This is a genomic window from Streptomyces sp. NPDC054842, from assembly GCF_053611025.1.
Window position 1 is genome coordinate 57,846 of sequence record NZ_JBSGZN010000012.1, and the last position, 15,266, is coordinate 73,111.

Here is a 15,266-nt window from a genome sequence, read left to right on the forward strand (position 1 = left end):
GGGAGGGCCTCCTGTGCTGTCAGGAAACCATCCTAGCTTGGATTTCGTCTAAAGTTGAGTCGGTTCACGGAGACCGGGCGGACGACCACGCGGCGTGAGCACCGGGCCTCGCCGTAGCGGCTACGTCTGGCCTCGCCGTAGCGCCTACGGCTGGCGGTGCCGATGAGCCTCACGCCCGGCCGTACCGTCCTGGAGGGTGCGGATGGGCGTCGGACCTCGCCGTGCCGTTCTGGACAGGCGCCGCTGGGCGTCGGACGTCGCTCCAGCCGTCCAGGGAGGCGCCGGCGGGCGTCGGACCTCGCCCCAGCCGTCCAGGAAGGCCCGCTGGGCGTCAGACCTGGCCGTAGCCGTCCAGGAAGGTGCCGATCCGGGTCACCGCCGAGGTCAGGTCCGCCACCGTCGGCAGGGTGACCACCCGGAAGTGGTCGGGCTCGGGCCAGTTGAAGCCGGTCCCCTGGACGACCATGATCTTCTCCTGGCGCAGCAGGTCCAGGACCATCCGCCGGTCGTCCTTGATCTTGAAGACATTCGGGTCCAGGCGCGGGAACAGGTACAGGGCGCCCTTCGGCTTGACGCAGCTCACCCCGGGGATCTGGGTGAGCAGCTCGTACGCCACGTCTCGCTGTTCCTTCAGCCGCCCGCCGGGCAGGACCAGTTCGTTGATCGTCTGACGTCCGCTCAGCGCGGCCACCACACCGTGCTGCCCCGGCATGTTCGCGCACAGGCGCATGTTGGCCAGGACGGTCAGTCCCTCGATGTACGAGTCGGCGTGCGCCCGCGGCCCCGAGATCGACATCCAGCCGACCCGGTAGCCCGCCACCCGGTACGCCTTGGACATGCCGTTGAAGGTGAGGGTCAGCAGGTCGGGGGCGACGGCGGCGGTCGGGGTGTGCGTGGCGCCGTCGTACAGGATCTTGTCGTAGATCTCGTCGGAGCAGACCAGCAGGTTGTGGCGGCGGGCGATGTCGGTCAGCCCGCGCAGCATCGCCTCGTCGTACACCGCGCCCGTCGGGTTGTTCGGGTTGATGATGACGATCGCCTTGGTGCGGTCGGTGACCTTGCGCTCGACGTCGGCGAGGTCGGGCATCCAGTCCGACTGCTCGTCGCAGCGGTAGTGGACGGCCGTACCGCCGGACAGGGACACGGCGGCGGTCCACAGCGGGTAGTCCGGCGCCGGTACGAGGACCTCGTCGCCGTCGTCCAGCAGGCCCTGCATCGCCATCACGATCAGCTCGGACACGCCGTTGCCGATGAAGACGTGCTCGACGTCCGTCTCGATGCCGAGGGTCTGGTTGTGCATGACCACGGCGCGGCGGGCGGCGAGCAGGCCCTTGGCGTCGCCGTAGCCGTGCGCCGAGGAGACGTTGCGGAGGATGTCCTCCAGGATCTCGGGCGGGCACTCGAAGCCGAACGCCGCCGGATTGCCGGTGTTCAGCTTGAGGATGCGATGGCCTGCCGCTTCCAGCCGCATCGCCTCCTCGAGAACCGGGCCCCGGATCTCGTAACAGACATTGGCGAGCTTCGTGGACTGGATCACCTGCATGTCGCGAGCTTACGGCCGCCCAACCGGTCACGGGGGGTGTTTTCCACCACGTGAGACGCCCGGCTTCGATCGATTTGTCGCTCCGCTACTCCGTAAGCCCTTGTGGTCCCTACAATGCGCGGCCATGTCATGGCAGAGCGGCGGACCGGAGAGTCCACCGAACGTGTACCTCCCGCAGGGCGACGCGGGCGCGACCCCCGCCTATGAGGCGTACGCGGATCCGGCCGCGGCGCACGGCTGGCAGGACTCCTACGCGCACGGGGGCGACGGCGCCCGCGACGCGCACCGGAACGCGGACCCGTACGGCGACGCGGGCCCGTACGACGACACGGGCCCGTACGACGGACCCGCGGGCAGGGACCCGCACGACGGGCCGGGTACGGAGATGGAGCTCTACGACGCCTCGGTCCTCGACGGCGACGGATTCGCCGAGGAGCCGGGCCGCCACGCCCGGCTGCTGCGGCGGCACCGCACGCGCACGCTGCGCCGCGCGGGGATCGGCGCCGGAGCGGTCTGCGCCGTGCTGCTCGCGGCGCTGCTCGCCGGGGCCTTCGACTCCGACTCCCCGCCGGCGCCGCGGCCCGACGGCGAGGGCGGGAGCACCGGCACGAGCGAGGCGTCCTCGCCCGCCGGTTCCTCGGAGCGCCCCTCCGCCTCCGACCGGTCGCCGTCGGCCTCGCCGTTCGGGACCGGGGCCGCGGAGTCCCCGACGGCGAGCGTGTCCGCGGGTGCCACGAAGGCCACGGAGCCGGAGACGCCCGCGAAGACGGCCCCGGCGACGCCCACGGCCTCCGCCTCGGCCGAGCCGACGCGCACCGCGGACGACAAGCCCGGCCGCGGACCCGGCTCCACCAAGCGGCCGAGGTAGCGGCCGGGACGGCCAAAAAGCGCCGGGCGGGGCCGGAAACGGCTCCTTGCCGCCCCCACGGGGTCCCCTCACAATGCGCATGACAAATGGAGACGGCCGGAAGACCTCCGGTCGCCCGCTCATGTCGTGACAACAGAAAACAGAGGGGACCCCCACATGAGAAAGCCTCTCGTCGCCGCGCTCTTCGCCCTGGTCATCACCGGGACGGGCGCGGCACCCGCGGTCGCGGACCCCGCGCCCGCACCGGCCGGGCGGACGGCGGCGGCACCCACCGCCCCGGCGCAGGCCGCTCCCGCGCCCGCCGTGCAGGCGGTCGACTTCGCCGGCACCGTCGCGCTCAGCAACTGCTCCGGCTCCGTCGTGCGGATGCCCGGGTCCGAGGACGACGACCCCGCCCTCGTGCTCTCCAACGGCCACTGCCTGGAGACCGGCTTCCCGGCGGCCGGCGAGGTCGTCGTCGACCGGCCCTCCAGCCGCAGCTTCGGCCTCCTCAACTCCGCGGGCACGCGGGTCGCGACGCTGCGCGCGAGCAAGATCGCGTACGCGACGATGACCGACACGGACATCTCGATCTACCAGCTCACCCGCACCTACGCGCAGATCAGGAGCTCGTACGGGATCGGCGCGCTCACCCTCGACGCCGCGCACCCGGTCGCCGGGACCGCCATCAAGGTGGTGTCCGGGTACTGGAAGCGGATCTACAGCTGCAGCATCGACGGGTTCGTCTACCGCCTCAAGGAGGGGCAGTGGACGTGGAAGGACTCAGTCCGCTACACCTCCGCCTGCAACACCATCGGCGGCACGTCGGGCTCACCCGTCGTCGACAGCGCCACCGGCAAGGTCGTCGCCGTCAACAACACCGGCAACGAGGACGGCGCCCGCTGCACGGACAACAACCCGTGCGAGGTCGACGCGAGCGGCAACGTCACCGTCCGCCAGGGCATCAACTACGGCCAGGAGACCTACCAGATCGTGCCCTGCGTCGGCATCGACAACAAGATCGACCTGACCCGCAGCGGGTGCACGCTGCCCAGGCCGTAGGTCCTGTCCGCGAAGTCCCTCCGTCCGCCCGGAGAGCGGGCCCTGCGGCGTCCGGTGCGTGCTCTCGGTGCGCCGGCGGGCGTGCCCGGGGCTGTGTCCGGTGCGGCGGGAGTGCGTGCCGGGCGTCGCGGGGCCGGAGGGACTTCGCGGACACGGCTTCGGGCGACGGGCGGGCGGTTCAGGCCGTACGGCGGACCGCCCGCCCCGCCAGGACGTCGGTGCGCCGCCCGTCCTCGACCACGAAACGGCCGCCGATCAGGACGTGCGGGACGCCGACGGGCAGGGTGCGCGGGGCTTCGAAGGTGGATCCCGCGGCGACCGTGTCCGGGTCGAAGAGGACCAGGTCCGCCCGGTAGCCCTCGCGCACGAGGCCGCGGTCGGGCAGCCGCAGCCGGGCGGCGGGCCGTGCGGTGAGGTGGGCGACGCACTCCTCCAGCGAGAGGACGCCCAGTTCCCGCACGTAGTGGCCCAGGTAGTGCGGGAACGTGCCGTACGCGCGCGGGTGCGGTTTGTCGCCCCGCAGGATGCCGTCGGAACCGCCCGTGTGCACCCGGTGCCGCATGATCGCGCGGACGTTCTCCTCGTGGCCGACGTGCTGGAGGATCGTCGGGCCGAGACCGTCGGCGAGAAGGAGCCGGCGGGCCGTGGCCCACGGTGCCTCGCCGAGCCGGTCCGCGGACCGCTGGACGGTGCTGCCGACGTACGCGGCGAGAGCGGGGTCGCCCACCCCGGAGATCTCGATGGTGTCCCACTCGATCGGCACGCCGTGGCAGCCGTCGGCGCCCACCACCTCCATGTCGTACCGGATCCGCTCGGCCGTCTCGTCGTCCGCGAGCCGCGCCAGGACCGCCTCCGGGCCGCCCTCGCCCGCCCAGCTCGGCAGCATCGCCACGAGCGTGGTGCAGCCGGGGGTGTACGGGTACGTGTCCAGGCTGATGTCCGCGCCCGCGGCGAGCGCGTCGTCCAACAGGGCGAGCAGGTCGGGGGCCTTGCCCTTGTTCACGCCGAAGTTCATGGTCGCGTGGGCGAGATGGAGCGGGCAGCCGGCCTCGCGGGTGAGGGCCACCATCTCCTCGTAGGCCGCGAGGGCGCCCGCGCCGTACGAGCGGTGGTGGGGGCAGTAGTAGCCGCCGTGTTCCGCCACCACCCGGCACAGCTCGGTGAGTTCGGCGTCCTTCGCGTACATGCCTGGGGTGTACGTCAGCCCGGAGGACATGCCGACGGCGCCCTCCCGCATGCCGTCGGCCACCAGCCGTCGCATGTGGTCCAGCTCGCCCGGGGTGGCCTCCCGGTCGTCCCAGCCGACGGCGAGCATCCGCACCGTGCCCTGCGGGATCAGGTACGCGGCGTTGACGGCGATGCCCTCTCCGCCGAAGCCGTGGTCGAGCCGGTCCAGGTACTCGCCGACCGAGCGCCAGCCGAAGTCGACGTCGTCGCCGGGGCCGTTCCAGCCGGTGATCGCGCGGCGGACCTCGGCGAGGGTGCGGTCGTCGACGGGGGCGTACGACAGGCCGTCCTGGCCGATGACCTCCAGGGTGACGCCCTGGGCGGCCTTGGCGCTGTGGTCGGGGTCCGTCAGGAGGGCGAGGTCGCTGTGGGCGTGCATGTCGATGAAGCCGGGGGAGAGGGCGAGGCCCGCCGCGTCCAGGGTTCTGGCTCCCCCGGGGAGGGGGGCGCCTGTGCCGGTCCTGCGGATCTCTGCGATGTGGGCGTCGTGGATGCCTACGTCTGCCCTGTACGGGGGCGTGGCTGTGCCGTCCACTACGGTGACGTCTCTGATCACCAGGTCCATGGTGGGCGTCTCCTTCCGCGCCTGCGGCGCGTGTCTCCGGGCTTCGCCCGCGCTGTCCGTCCTCGCGCCTGCGGCGCCGGCTTTCCGGGCTGCGCCCGTGCTGTCTGTTCGTGCGCTTGCGGCGCCGGCTTTCCGGGCTGCGCCCGTGCCGCTTCTTTCCCGCGCTCCGCGCGGTGCCTGCCCACCCACGACCACCCGTTCCACCTCTCCGGGCGCGCTGCGCGCGGTGCTGTCGACGGGCAGGCGTGGGTTCGTCCTCGCTTCTTCGGGTGCGTTGCGCGGTGCCGTTGAGGTGGGGACCTCGGCCCGTTCCACCTTTCCGGGTGCGTTGCGCGCGGTGCTGTCGGCGGGCGAGCCGGGGTTCGGCTCGCCTCCTGGGGTGCGTTGCGCGCGGTGCCGTCGGGGCGGGGAGGCCTCGGCCCGTTCCACCTTTCCGGGCGCGCTGCGCGCGGTGCTGTCGACGGGCAGGCGTGGGTTCGTCCTCGCTTCTCCGGGCGCGTTGCGCGGTGCCGTTGGGGCGGGGAGGCCCGGGCTCGTTTCACCTCTCCGGGCGCGCTGCGCGCCGTGCCGTCGGGGTGGGGAGGCCTCGGCCCGTTCCACCTTTCCTGCGCGCGCTGCGCGCGGTGCTGGCGACGGGCGAACCGGGGTTCGGCTCGCCTCCTGGGGTGCGTTGCGCGCGGTGCCGTCGGGGTGGGGAGGCCTCGGCCCGTTCCACCCCTTCGGGCGCGCTGCGCGCGGTGCTGTCGGCGGGCGGGCGGCCCGCACGGGCGCGGCGGCCCGGCTGAGCCGCACGGCAGGCAGCCGGTGCTCAGAAGAACGTCCGTACGTACTCCGTCACCGTGCCGTCCTCCTCCACCAACGGGATCAGCTGCCACTTGTCGAAGGACGTGCACGGGTGGGAGAGGCCCAGGCCGAGCCAGTCGCCGACGCGCACGTTCGCGTCCGGGGTCGTGGTGAGCCAGGTGTGCTGGTCGGAGAGGCCGGTGACCGTGACGCCGGTGGCCGGGTGCTCGGTGCCGTCGCGGTGGATGACCTGGGCCGTCGGGAGGTCCAGGTCGTACGCGGCGTCGCGCTTGCCCGCGTTGGCGAACGCCTGCTCCGCCGAGGGGCGGGAGACGACCTGCGCCCACAGGCGGAACGCGGGCTGGAGCGCGCCCTCCTCGGGGACCCGGCCGAAGGGGGTGAGCCTGCTGTAGTGGCCGTCGTCGTGGGAGACGTACGCGCCGGAGCGCAGCAGCTTGAGCACCGGCAGGGACAACTCGGGGAGTTCGGCGAAGACGTCGGCCACGGCGTCGAACCAGGCGCTGCCCCCGGCGCTGACGATGATGCCGTCGACGCCGTCGATGCCGTTGCGGTCTGCGTCCCCTTCGCCGGTGGTGCCGCGGCCCGTGGCGAGGTCCTCGAAGCGGCCCGCCCGGTCGAAGTCCGCCGCGAGCGCGGTGAGCCGGCGCAGCCACGCGTGCACGCGGTCCGGGGTCGCGTCCGGGACCTCGCCCTCGTAACCCGCCACGCCGACCAGCCGCAGCGTGGACGTGGCGGCCACCGCGTCGGCGACCGCCGCGCAGTCCGCCTCCGTGCGGGCGCCGGTGCGGGCGCCCTCCCCGGCGGCGAGTTCGACCACGACGTCCACGGGACGCGCCGTGCCCCGCAGCGCGGCGTCCATCAGCTCGACGCCGCGCACCGAGTCGACGTAGCAGACGAAACGGAAGGACGGGTCGGCGGCCAGCTCGGCGGCGATCCAGCGCAGGGCGGGCGTGTCGACGAGTTCGTTGGCGAGGAAGATCCGCCGGATGCCGAACTCCCGTGCCACGCGCACCTGGTGGGGCACCGCGAGGGTGATGCCCCAGGCGCCGTGCTCGATCTGCCGTCGGAAGAGCTGGGGTGCCATGGAGGTCTTGCCGTGCGGGGCGAAGGCCAGGCCGTGGCGGGCGGCGTACGTCTCCATCAGCGCGAGGTTGTGCCGCAGGCGCTCGGCGGAGAGGGCGAGGACGGGGGTGGTGAAGCCGTCGGTGAAGAGGTTGCGGCGCTGGGCCGCCAGCTCGCCGACGGTCAGGCCGTCGGCGTCCGGGGGGAGGCCCTTGAAGCGGTGGTCGACGCGCTCCGCCGCCAGGCGGGCGACGGCTTCGGCGGCGGTGGTGTCGGCGGCCATGGAGCCTCCTCCTCGGGTTCCGTTGCATTACTTGCAACGGTCATTGCGTATGTCGCTTGCTGCTGTCTAACATCCCAGCCAACGCAGGGTCAACGGTGCCGTGGACCCGGAGCATGCGAGGAGTCTGATCCCACGTGACCACCAACGGACCGGCAACCGCCGAGCACCGCGCCGCCGACGGCCTCGACGGCCCGGCCGAGGTGGTCGCGCTCGGCGAGTCCATGGTCACGTTCCTGCCCTCCCGCCCCGGCCGCCTCGCGGACGTCCCCTCCTTCGAACGCGGGATCGGCGGCGCCGAGTCCAACGTCGCCTGCGTCCTCGCCTCGGCCGGGCACCGCACCCGCTGGGTCAGCCGGGTCGGCTCCGACGGCTTCGGCGATCACCTCGTCGAGGCCGTCGCCTCCTACGGCGTCGACACCTCCGCCGTACGGCGCGACCCCGAACGCCCCACCGGCGTCTACTTCCGCACCGCCGGCGACCGGGCCACCGACGCCCACGAGGTGGCGTACTACCGGGCCGGATCCGCCGCCTCCGCGATGGCCGTCGACACCGTCGACCTGGACGCCGCCCGCTCGGGCCGGGTGCTCCACCTCTCCGGCATCACCGCCGCGCTCTCCGACGACTGCCTGGCCCTGCTCCGCGAACTCACCGCGCCCCGCCCCGGACGCCCCCTCGTCTCCTTCGACGTCAACCACCGCGTGCACCTGTGGCAGCGGCAGGAGGCCGGCGCCGTCCTGCTGGACCTCGCCCGCGGCAGCGACCTCGTCTTCGTCGGGGAGGACGAGGCCGAGGCGGCCTGGGGCGTCACCGGCGGGCCCGCCGCCGTGCGCGCCGCGCTGCCCGAGCCCGCCGCCCTGGTCGTGAAGCAGGGCGAGCGCGGCGCCACCCTCTTCGACGGCGACACCGCCGCCTTCGTCCCCTCCCCGCACGTCGACGTGGTCGCCTCCGTCGGCGCCGGCGACGCCTTCGCCGCCGGGTTCCTCTCCGCGACCCTGCGCGGACTGCCCGCCCGCGAGCGGCTGCGCCACGGCCACCTGACGGCCGCCGCCGCCCTCACCGTCCCCGGCGACCTGGCCGCGCCCTGCGCCCGCGCGGACGCGGACCGGCTGGCCGCTCTGGACGACCGGGCATGGGAGACACTTCGACTCGGCCCCGGCTGGACCGAAGCCGTCGCGTGGGCCGACGAGGAGGTACGCACCCCATGAGCCAGACCGTCGACCGAGCGCTGAGCATCCTGCCGCTGCTCGCGGAGGGACCCGCCGACCTCGGGCAGGTCGCCGACCGCCTCGGCGTCCACAAGTCCACGGCCCTCAGGCTGCTGCGCACCCTGCACGAGCACGGTCTCGTCTACCGCCAGTCCGACCAGCGCTACCGCCTGGGCGCCCGCCTCTTCGCGCTCGCCCAGGAGGCCGTCGAGAACCTGGACATCCGGGAGATCGCCCACCCCCACCTGGTCAGGCTGAACGAGGTCTGCGGGCACACCGTCCACCTCGCCGTGTACGAGGAGAGCGAGGTGCTCTACATCGACAAGGTGGAGAGCCGCTACCCGGTGCGCATGTACTCGCGGATCGGCAAGCCGGTGGCCATCACCGTCGCCGCCGTGGCCAAGCTGCTCCTCGCCGACCTGCCCGAGGCCGAACGCCGCCAGCTCGCGGAGAAGTTCGACTACCCCATGTACACGGCCCGTTCGACGCCCAGCGCGCCCGCCTTCCTCAAGGAGCTGGCGACGGTGCGCGAACAGGGCTGGGCCACCGACCTCGGTGGCCACGAGGAGTCCATCAACTGCGTGGGCGCCCCCATCAGGGGCGCCGACGGACGCGTCGTCGCCGCGATGTCGGTGTCCGCCCCGAACGTCGTCGTCACCGCCGACGAACTCCTCACGCTGCTCCCGCTGGTGCGCCGTACCGCGGACGCCATCAGCCGCGAGTACTCCGGCAAGACCCCAGCAAAGGACCCCGCATGACCGAGAAGACCGCGCTCACCCCGAAGACCCACACCACCCCGCCGGCCAGGTTCTCGCACGGCGTCCGCAAGGGGAACATCCTCCAGGTGGCCGGCCAGGTCGGTTTCCTGCCCGCCGTCGAGGGGCAGCCCCCGACGCCCGTCGGCCCCGGCCTGCGCGAGCAGACCCTGCAGACCCTCGACAACGTCAAGGCCATCCTCGAAGAGGGCGGCGCGAGCTGGGACGACGTGATGATGATCCGCGTCTACCTCACCGACGTGGACCACTTCGCCGAGATGAACGGCATCTACAACACCTACTTCGAGGACCAGGGCCTCACCGCGCCCCCCGCCGCCCGCACGACGGTCTACGTCGGACTGCCGGCCGGACTCCTCGTCGAGATCGACGCGCTCGCCGTCCTCGGCTGACGCTCCCCCAACTCCCCGCACGCCGTACGCCGTCACGGTGCGGCGCCCGTCATCCCCGGGCGCCGCACCGCGATACCCCCTGCCCGAAAGCCTCATGCACTTACGAAACAGAGGACCACCATGTCGTCCCCCCTGCTCGCCGCGGCACCCCCCGCTCCCGAGACCCCACCGCACACCGGCGGCCTGCTCCTGCTCCTCGACGGCACCGCCGGCCTGCTCACGGTCGCCGCCCTCGGCATCGCCCTCCTGCTGCTGCTGATCATCAAGGTCAGACTCCAGCCGTTCGTCGCCCTGCTCGCCGTCTCCATAGCCGTCGGCCTCGCCGCCGGACTGTCCGTCACCGAACTCTTCGGCACCGTCCAGAAGTCCACGGCCGTCTCGGTCGTCGAGTCGGGCATGGGCGGCATCCTCGGCCACGTCGCGATCATCATCGGGCTCGGCACCATGCTCGGCGCGATCCTCGAAGTCTCCGGCGGGGCCGAGGTGCTGGCGTCCCGCCTGCTGAACCTCTTCGGGGAGAAGCGGGCGCCCCTGGCCATGGGCCTGACCGGCCTCATCTTCGGCATCCCGGTCTTCTTCGACGTCGGCATCTTCGTCCTCGCGCCGATCGTCTACGCCGCCGCCAAGCGCTCCGGCAAATCGATCCTGCTCTACTGCATGCCGCTGCTCGCCGGGCTGTCGATGACCCACGCGTTCCTGCCCCCGCACCCCGGCCCGGTGGCCGCCGCCGGACTGCTGCACGTGCAGCTCGGCTGGGTCATCCTGATGGGCGTCGTCTGCGGCATCCCGGCCGTCCTCGCCGCCTGGGTGTTCTCGGCCTGGATCGGCCGGCGCATCTTCGTCGCCGTACCGCAGGACATGGTGGAGGCCGCGGACGAGGCCAAGCGGGCCGTGGCGGAGGAGCAGCGCGCCGCGGGCGTCGAGCCGCAGGAGAAGCCCGTACCCCTCGGCACGGTCCTCGGCATCATCGGTACGCCGCTGGTGCTGATCCTCGCCGCGACGTTCTCCTCGATCGCGTTCGACCCGTCCACCGGCCGCTCGGTCCTGGAGTTCTTCGGCAGCCCGTTCGTCGCCCTGACCCTCGCCCTGCTGCTCGCGTACTACCTGCTGGGCATCCGGCGCGGCTGGTCCCGCAAGTCCCTGGAGCGGGTGTCGACCTCGTCCCTGAAGCCGGTCGGCAACATCCTGCTGGTGGTCGGCGCGGGCGGCGTCTTCGGTGCCGTGCTGAAGGCGAGCGGTGTCGCCCAGGCGCTGTCGGACACCTTCAACGACGTAGGTCTGCCGGTGCTGTTCCTCGCCTACCTGATCTCCGTGGTGCTGCGGGTGGCGCAGGGCTCGGCGACCGTCGCCATCGTCACCACGGCCGGCATCGTGGCACCGCTGCTCGCCGGGGGCGACCACTCGCAGGCGTTCGTCGCGCTGGTCATCATGGCCATCTCGGCGGGCTCCATCTTCGCCTCGCACGTGAACGACGGCGGCTTCTGGATGGTCGCCAAGTACTTCGGCATCACCGAGCGCGACACCCTCAAGTCGTGGACGGTGCTGGAGTCGGTGCTGTCGGTGGCCGGCTTCGCGGTGGCGGCGGTTCTCAGCCTCTTCGTATAACAGCCGTGCAGCTAAACGGGGGCTGGCTGTGCCGGGCACAGGATCTTCGACCATACTGCCCGCTGTGGAGCAGCGCATAGGTTCGAGCAGCCAGTCCCCGGACGTGCCCGTCGTGCCCGTCGTCCCCGCCGCAGCGGTCGATCCGGCGTACGTCCCCGGGATCACGTCACCCGCGCCCGTGACGTCCGAGGACCCGGCCGAGGAGGCCGGGACGGACCCCGTCGACGCGACGCCCGAGCAGGAGTCCGAGGAGGCCGCTCCCGAGGAGACGGCCGCCGCGGACGTCCCCTCGGCCGAGGCGGTGACGACGGGCGACGCCCCCGCCGACGAGGACGAGGACGGGGACGCCGGAGGTCCCGTCTTCGAGGCCTCCGACCGGCGCGCCTCGGTCCGGGCCGACCGCCGCGGCGTGGTGCTGCGGCTGGACGACCAGGAGGCCGAGTTCCGCTGGGACGAGATCGGCGCCGTCGAGACCGAGTCGCCCCGATGGGGACGCCGGTTCACCGTCACCGTGCACACGCCGGACCGCCGCTGGTACCCGCTGGAGATCGAGGCGGCGGCCCGGTCGCGCTTCCCGGAGTGGGAGAAGCAGCTCGATGCCGTCCTGGACGCCTACTTCCAGGACTGATGAACCGTCAGCTCGCGCAGTACTGCGCCTGCTTGCCGATCGAGCGGTACATGCAGTCGGCGTTCTCCAGGAGTTGCAGCACCGCGTCCCGGTTGCGTGACGTCTCCCGCTCGATGACCTCGTCGGGCGGGTAGAAGCCGCCGCCACCGGACCTCGGGTACATCTCGAAGGTGTACGCGAAGATCTTCTGGCTGCCCCAGAGGTAGTCGTCGATCGAGCCGTCGGTGATGTAGAGGTCGCTGGACTGCTCGGCCGTGTAGCCGTTGCTGGCGCCCATCTTCTGGCCGACGGCCGCGAAGGCGTTGCGGTCGTCCGCCGTCATGCCGGCGGCGGTGTCGGAGTAGGTGTAGCCGAAGGGCCACAGCACCAGTTCGCTGTACGTGTGGAAGTCGATCCCGGCGGTGATCTGCTGCTTCCCGCCGACGACCCGGCCGCGCACGAAGTCGGCGACCACCTTCACCTCGGGAGCCGACTCGGGCGCGGAGCCGCGGTAGGTCTCGGACGAGGTGGAGCCCGAGGAGCCGCCGCAGCAGCCCCACTTGTAGTTCCAGTTGCGGTTCAGGTCGGTGCCGACGTACGAACTGCCGCTGTTCGGCTGGCGGTTCTTGCGCCACGAGCGGTACGAGCCGGACGCGATGTCGTACTCGCCGCCGTCCGGGTTGAGGTCCGGGACGATCCAGATCTCGCGGTTGTTCACCATGCTCGTCACGCGGGAGTCGGAGCCGTAGCCCGCGCCGAGTTCGCGCAGCAGGTAGAGCGCCATCTCGACGGTCAGGTGCTCGCGCGCGTGCTGGTGGAAGGTGAACAGCACCTCGGGTTCGGCCTCGTCGCTCGCGACGTTGTCGCTGACCTTGATGGCGACGATGTCCCGGCCCTGGTAGGACTTGCCGATCACGCGCTTGCTCATGATGCCCGGGTAGGCGGCGAGCCGCTGGTTGATCTCCGTGTTCGCCTCGGCGTAGTTGTGGTACTTCGAGTCCGCCGACGGGAAGTCGAGCAGCCGCACGTCCGAGCCGTCGGTCCGGTCGGGCGCCGATCCCAGCAGCGAGACGTCGTAGCCGAGTTGCCGCAGCTTCTTGATCTGGTCCGCGCGGCCCGAGACGACGACGGTCTCCTCGTCGGCCTCGTCCACGGTCACGCCGGTGCGCTGGATGGCCGTCCGGGTCACCGGGGTGGTGCTCTGGTGGATCTCGTACTGGCGGATGTCGTCCGCCGAGGGTGAGGCGGCCCGCCCGCCGGTGGCCGTGGCGTCGGTGGCCGTGGCGGTGAGGGGGGCGGCGAGCGCGAGGGCGAGGAGGGTGGCCAGTGCCGCGCCGCGGCGGCCTCTGCCGGCGCCGCTGCCTCGTATGCGAAGTCGCATGAAGTCTCCTAGTTTCTCCAGGGAGTCCGGGGTCTCCGGATGTGGGGAGTGGAGCGGGGGGTGGTTCATGGCGACGTGCTCGGTGCGGGTGTGGCGCTCATCGTGGGCGTGTGGCATGCGCAGGTCAAGAAGGTCGGGTGGGCCGGTGTCGGGAACCGGCCGAAAATCAGCCGGGCACTGTACGCGGGGGGCACGCTCGGCCCGGGACTGTACGCGCGGGGAACAGCCGGGCGACGCAGGCGCGCCCCGGTCCCGCGGACCCCGGCCGACTCCCGTGCGACCCCCGCCGAGGGCCCCGCCCCGCCCCGTACGCCCGTCCCTCGAAGGCACCGCCGCGCCCCGGCCGTCCCGCCCGCGGACGGCACTGCCGGACCCGGTGGCCGCACAGGCCCGACCGCGTCTCTTCACCGCACGCCCTCTTGTGCCCCCGGCCGCTTTGCGCTTCCTTGAACGTCATGTCGGAGACCACTGGGAAGACAGCGTCAGGGGAGGTCACCTCCCGCCCCCGGAAGTCGAGTTGGACGTACATCGGGCCCGGCATCGTCGTCGCGGCGACCGGTGTGGGCGCCGGTGACCTCGTCGCGACGCTCATCGCGGGCAGCAACTTCGGCTACACGCTCCTGTGGGCCGCCGTCGTCGGCTGCCTGGTCAAGATCTCGCTGGCCGAGGCGGCGGGCCGCTGGCACCTGTCCACCGGCCGCACCCTCTTCGACGGCTGGTCGAGCCTCGGCCGCTGGACGTCCTGGTTCTTCGTCGTGTACGTCGTCGTCTGGGGGTTCGTCTACGGCGCCGCGGCGATGTCCTCGTCGGGACTGCCCCTGCAAGCGCTGTTCCCGGACGTCATGGACCTCAAGTGGTGGGCCATCCTCACCGGGCTGGTCGGCCTCGTCTTCGTCTGGTTCAACAAGTACGCCGTGTTCGAGAAGGTCATGACGGTCCTGGTGGGCGTCATGTTCGTCGTCACCGTCTACCTGGCGGTCCGCGTCACCCCGAACCTGGGCGACGCGTTCGCGGGCCTGCTGCCGGTCCTGCCCGACGAGAAGGACTCGGTGCTCAACACCCTCGGCCTGATCGGCGGCGTCGGCGGCACGATCACGCTCGCCGCGTACGGCTACTGGGTCAACGCCAAGGGGTGGACCAACACCGGGTGGATGAAGGTGATGCGGCTCGACAACCGCGTCGCCTACATCACCACCGGCATCTTCGTCGTCGCGATGCTCTTCGTCGGCGCGGAGCTGCTGCACTCCGCGAACGTGGCCATCGCCTCCGGCGACAAGGGCCTGGTCCAGCTCGGCGACATCCTGGAGGACGAGTACGGGACGGCGACGGCCAAGTTCTTCCTGATCGGCTTCTTCGCCACGTCGTTCACCTCGCTGATCGGCGTCTGGCACGGGGTGAGCCTGATGTTCGCGGACTTCGTGGAACGCTTCCGCAAGGACCGGCGGGACCGGGCGGGACGGGCGTCGACCTCACCGGAGGCGTCGGGTGCCCCGGCGCCCCCGATGGCCGCCGGTTCCGGCTCCGGGACCTCCGCCGTGTCCCCGGCCGGTCCGGCCTCTGCGGTGTCCCCGGCCGGTCGGGCCTCGGCGGAGGAGGTGGCGTCCGGTGCCCGGGAGAAGTCCTGGCCCTTCCGGGCGTACCTCCTCTGGCTGACCTTCCCGCCGATGCTGCTGCTGTTCGAAGGCCAGCCCTTCCGCCTGATCATCCTGTACGGGGTCCTGGGCGCCGCGTTCCTTCCCTTCCTGGCCCTGACCCTGCTGTGGCTGCTCAACTCGCCGCGCACGCCCGCCGAATGGCGCAACGGGATGCTGAGCAACGCCATGCTGTCCGTCGCCGGGCTGCTCTTCCTGGTGCTGTGCGTGAAGCAGGTCTGGGACCAGCCGTGGTCGGAGTTCTTCTGACGGGGCCGG

12 protein-coding genes are annotated in these 15,266 nt (G+C 72.1%); 8 read left to right on the forward strand and 4 right to left on the reverse strand.

The window, feature by feature from the left end; all coding sequences use genetic code 11:
- Positions 1 to 331: 331 nt before the first annotated feature.
- On the reverse strand, positions 332 to 1,543 hold the full coding sequence (locus ACWGIS_RS11965) for a pyridoxal phosphate-dependent aminotransferase (RefSeq protein WP_453362268.1): 1,212 nt from the start codon (positions 1,541 to 1,543) through the stop codon (positions 332 to 334).
- A 124-nt stretch (positions 1,544 to 1,667) separates the two neighbouring features.
- Between ACWGIS_RS11965 and ACWGIS_RS11970 the strand changes: the two genes are divergently transcribed.
- Both ACWGIS_RS11970 and ACWGIS_RS11975 read left to right on the forward strand, forming a co-directional pair.
- On the forward strand, positions 1,668 to 2,411 hold the full coding sequence (locus ACWGIS_RS11970; protein ID WP_453362269.1) for a hypothetical protein: 744 nt from the start codon (positions 1,668 to 1,670) through the stop codon (positions 2,409 to 2,411).
- Positions 2,412 to 2,567: 156 nt separating this feature from the next.
- Positions 2,568 to 3,452 carry a S1 family peptidase gene (locus ACWGIS_RS11975; RefSeq protein ID WP_453362270.1) on the forward strand — a complete coding sequence of 295 codons (885 nt, stop codon included), beginning with the start codon at positions 2,568 to 2,570 and terminating at the stop codon, positions 3,450 to 3,452.
- A 178-nt stretch (positions 3,453 to 3,630) separates the two neighbouring features.
- On the opposite strand, the gene ACWGIS_RS11980 is transcribed toward ACWGIS_RS11975, so the two are convergent.
- Complete coding sequence (locus tag ACWGIS_RS11980) at positions 3,631 to 5,244, reverse strand: N-acyl-D-amino-acid deacylase family protein (protein WP_453362271.1); 1,614 nt, start codon at positions 5,242 to 5,244, stop codon at positions 3,631 to 3,633.
- A gap of 808 nt (positions 5,245 to 6,052) precedes the next feature.
- Positions 6,053 to 7,393 (reverse strand): amino acid deaminase, encoded by a 1,341-nt coding sequence (locus tag ACWGIS_RS11985; protein ID WP_453362272.1) that lies wholly within the window; start codon positions 7,391 to 7,393, stop codon positions 6,053 to 6,055.
- Positions 7,394 to 7,593: 200 nt separating this feature from the next.
- Here ACWGIS_RS11985 and ACWGIS_RS11990 point away from each other — a divergent pair, with 200 nt between their 5' ends.
- The 5 genes from ACWGIS_RS11990 (at position 7,594) to ACWGIS_RS12010 (ending at position 11,996) form a co-directional block, all read left to right on the forward strand.
- Positions 7,594 to 8,598 carry a sugar kinase gene (locus ACWGIS_RS11990; protein ID WP_453362371.1) on the forward strand — a complete coding sequence of 335 codons (1,005 nt, stop codon included), beginning with the start codon at positions 7,594 to 7,596 and terminating at the stop codon, positions 8,596 to 8,598.
- The gene (locus ACWGIS_RS11995) at positions 8,595 to 9,356 is read left to right on the forward strand and encodes an IclR family transcriptional regulator (RefSeq protein ID WP_453362273.1); all 762 of its coding nucleotides are present in this window, start codon (positions 8,595 to 8,597) and stop codon (positions 9,354 to 9,356) included. Before ACWGIS_RS11990 ends, ACWGIS_RS11995 begins: the two co-directional genes overlap by 4 nt.
- Positions 9,353 to 9,763: a RidA family protein gene (locus ACWGIS_RS12000; RefSeq protein WP_453362274.1), complete on the forward strand. Its 411-nt coding sequence runs from the start codon at positions 9,353 to 9,355 to the stop codon at positions 9,761 to 9,763. The genes ACWGIS_RS11995 and ACWGIS_RS12000 overlap by 4 nt, the downstream gene beginning before the upstream one ends.
- Before the next feature lie 120 nt (positions 9,764 to 9,883).
- Positions 9,884 to 11,368, forward strand: coding sequence for a GntP family permease (locus ACWGIS_RS12005; protein ID WP_453362275.1), 1,485 nt, complete (start codon positions 9,884 to 9,886; stop codon positions 11,366 to 11,368).
- Between the two features lie 64 nt (positions 11,369 to 11,432).
- The gene (locus ACWGIS_RS12010) at positions 11,433 to 11,996 is read left to right on the forward strand and encodes a hypothetical protein (RefSeq protein WP_453362276.1); all 564 of its coding nucleotides are present in this window, start codon (positions 11,433 to 11,435) and stop codon (positions 11,994 to 11,996) included.
- A 7-nt stretch (positions 11,997 to 12,003) separates the two neighbouring features.
- On the opposite strand, the gene ACWGIS_RS12015 is transcribed toward ACWGIS_RS12010, so the two are convergent.
- Positions 12,004 to 13,356: a M14 family metallopeptidase gene (locus ACWGIS_RS12015; RefSeq protein ID WP_453362277.1), complete on the reverse strand. Its 1,353-nt coding sequence runs from the start codon at positions 13,354 to 13,356 to the stop codon at positions 12,004 to 12,006.
- Between the two features lie 455 nt (positions 13,357 to 13,811).
- On the opposite strand from ACWGIS_RS12015, the gene ACWGIS_RS12020 reads away from it, so the two are divergent.
- A complete protein-coding gene (locus ACWGIS_RS12020) occupies positions 13,812 to 15,257 on the forward strand; it encodes an Nramp family divalent metal transporter (protein WP_453362278.1) in 1,446 nt (481 codons plus the stop codon).
- The last annotated feature ends 9 nt before the right edge of the window (positions 15,258 to 15,266 follow it).

What these genes read in the sequence shown, in the direction of transcription:
- ACWGIS_RS11965 (WP_453362268.1), bottom strand. Translation starts at nt 1,543, where the DNA reads ATGCAGGTGATCCAGTCCACGAAGCTCGCCAATGTCTGTTACGAGATC.
- ACWGIS_RS11970 (WP_453362269.1), top strand. Translation starts at nt 1,668, where the DNA reads ATGTCATGGCAGAGCGGCGGACCGGAGAGTCCACCGAACGTGTACCTC.
- ACWGIS_RS11975 (WP_453362270.1), top strand. Translation starts at nt 2,568, where the DNA reads ATGAGAAAGCCTCTCGTCGCCGCGCTCTTCGCCCTGGTCATCACCGGG.
- ACWGIS_RS11980 (WP_453362271.1), bottom strand. Translation starts at nt 5,244, where the DNA reads ATGGACCTGGTGATCAGAGACGTCACCGTAGTGGACGGCACAGCCACG.
- ACWGIS_RS11985 (WP_453362272.1), bottom strand. Translation starts at nt 7,393, where the DNA reads ATGGCCGCCGACACCACCGCCGCCGAAGCCGTCGCCCGCCTGGCGGCG.
- ACWGIS_RS11995 (WP_453362273.1), top strand. Translation starts at nt 8,595, where the DNA reads ATGAGCCAGACCGTCGACCGAGCGCTGAGCATCCTGCCGCTGCTCGCG.
- ACWGIS_RS12000 (WP_453362274.1), top strand. Translation starts at nt 9,353, where the DNA reads ATGACCGAGAAGACCGCGCTCACCCCGAAGACCCACACCACCCCGCCG.
- ACWGIS_RS12005 (WP_453362275.1), top strand. Translation starts at nt 9,884, where the DNA reads ATGTCGTCCCCCCTGCTCGCCGCGGCACCCCCCGCTCCCGAGACCCCA.
- ACWGIS_RS12015 (WP_453362277.1), bottom strand. Translation starts at nt 13,356, where the DNA reads ATGCGACTTCGCATACGAGGCAGCGGCGCCGGCAGAGGCCGCCGCGGC.
- ACWGIS_RS12020 (WP_453362278.1), top strand. Translation starts at nt 13,812, where the DNA reads ATGTCGGAGACCACTGGGAAGACAGCGTCAGGGGAGGTCACCTCCCGC.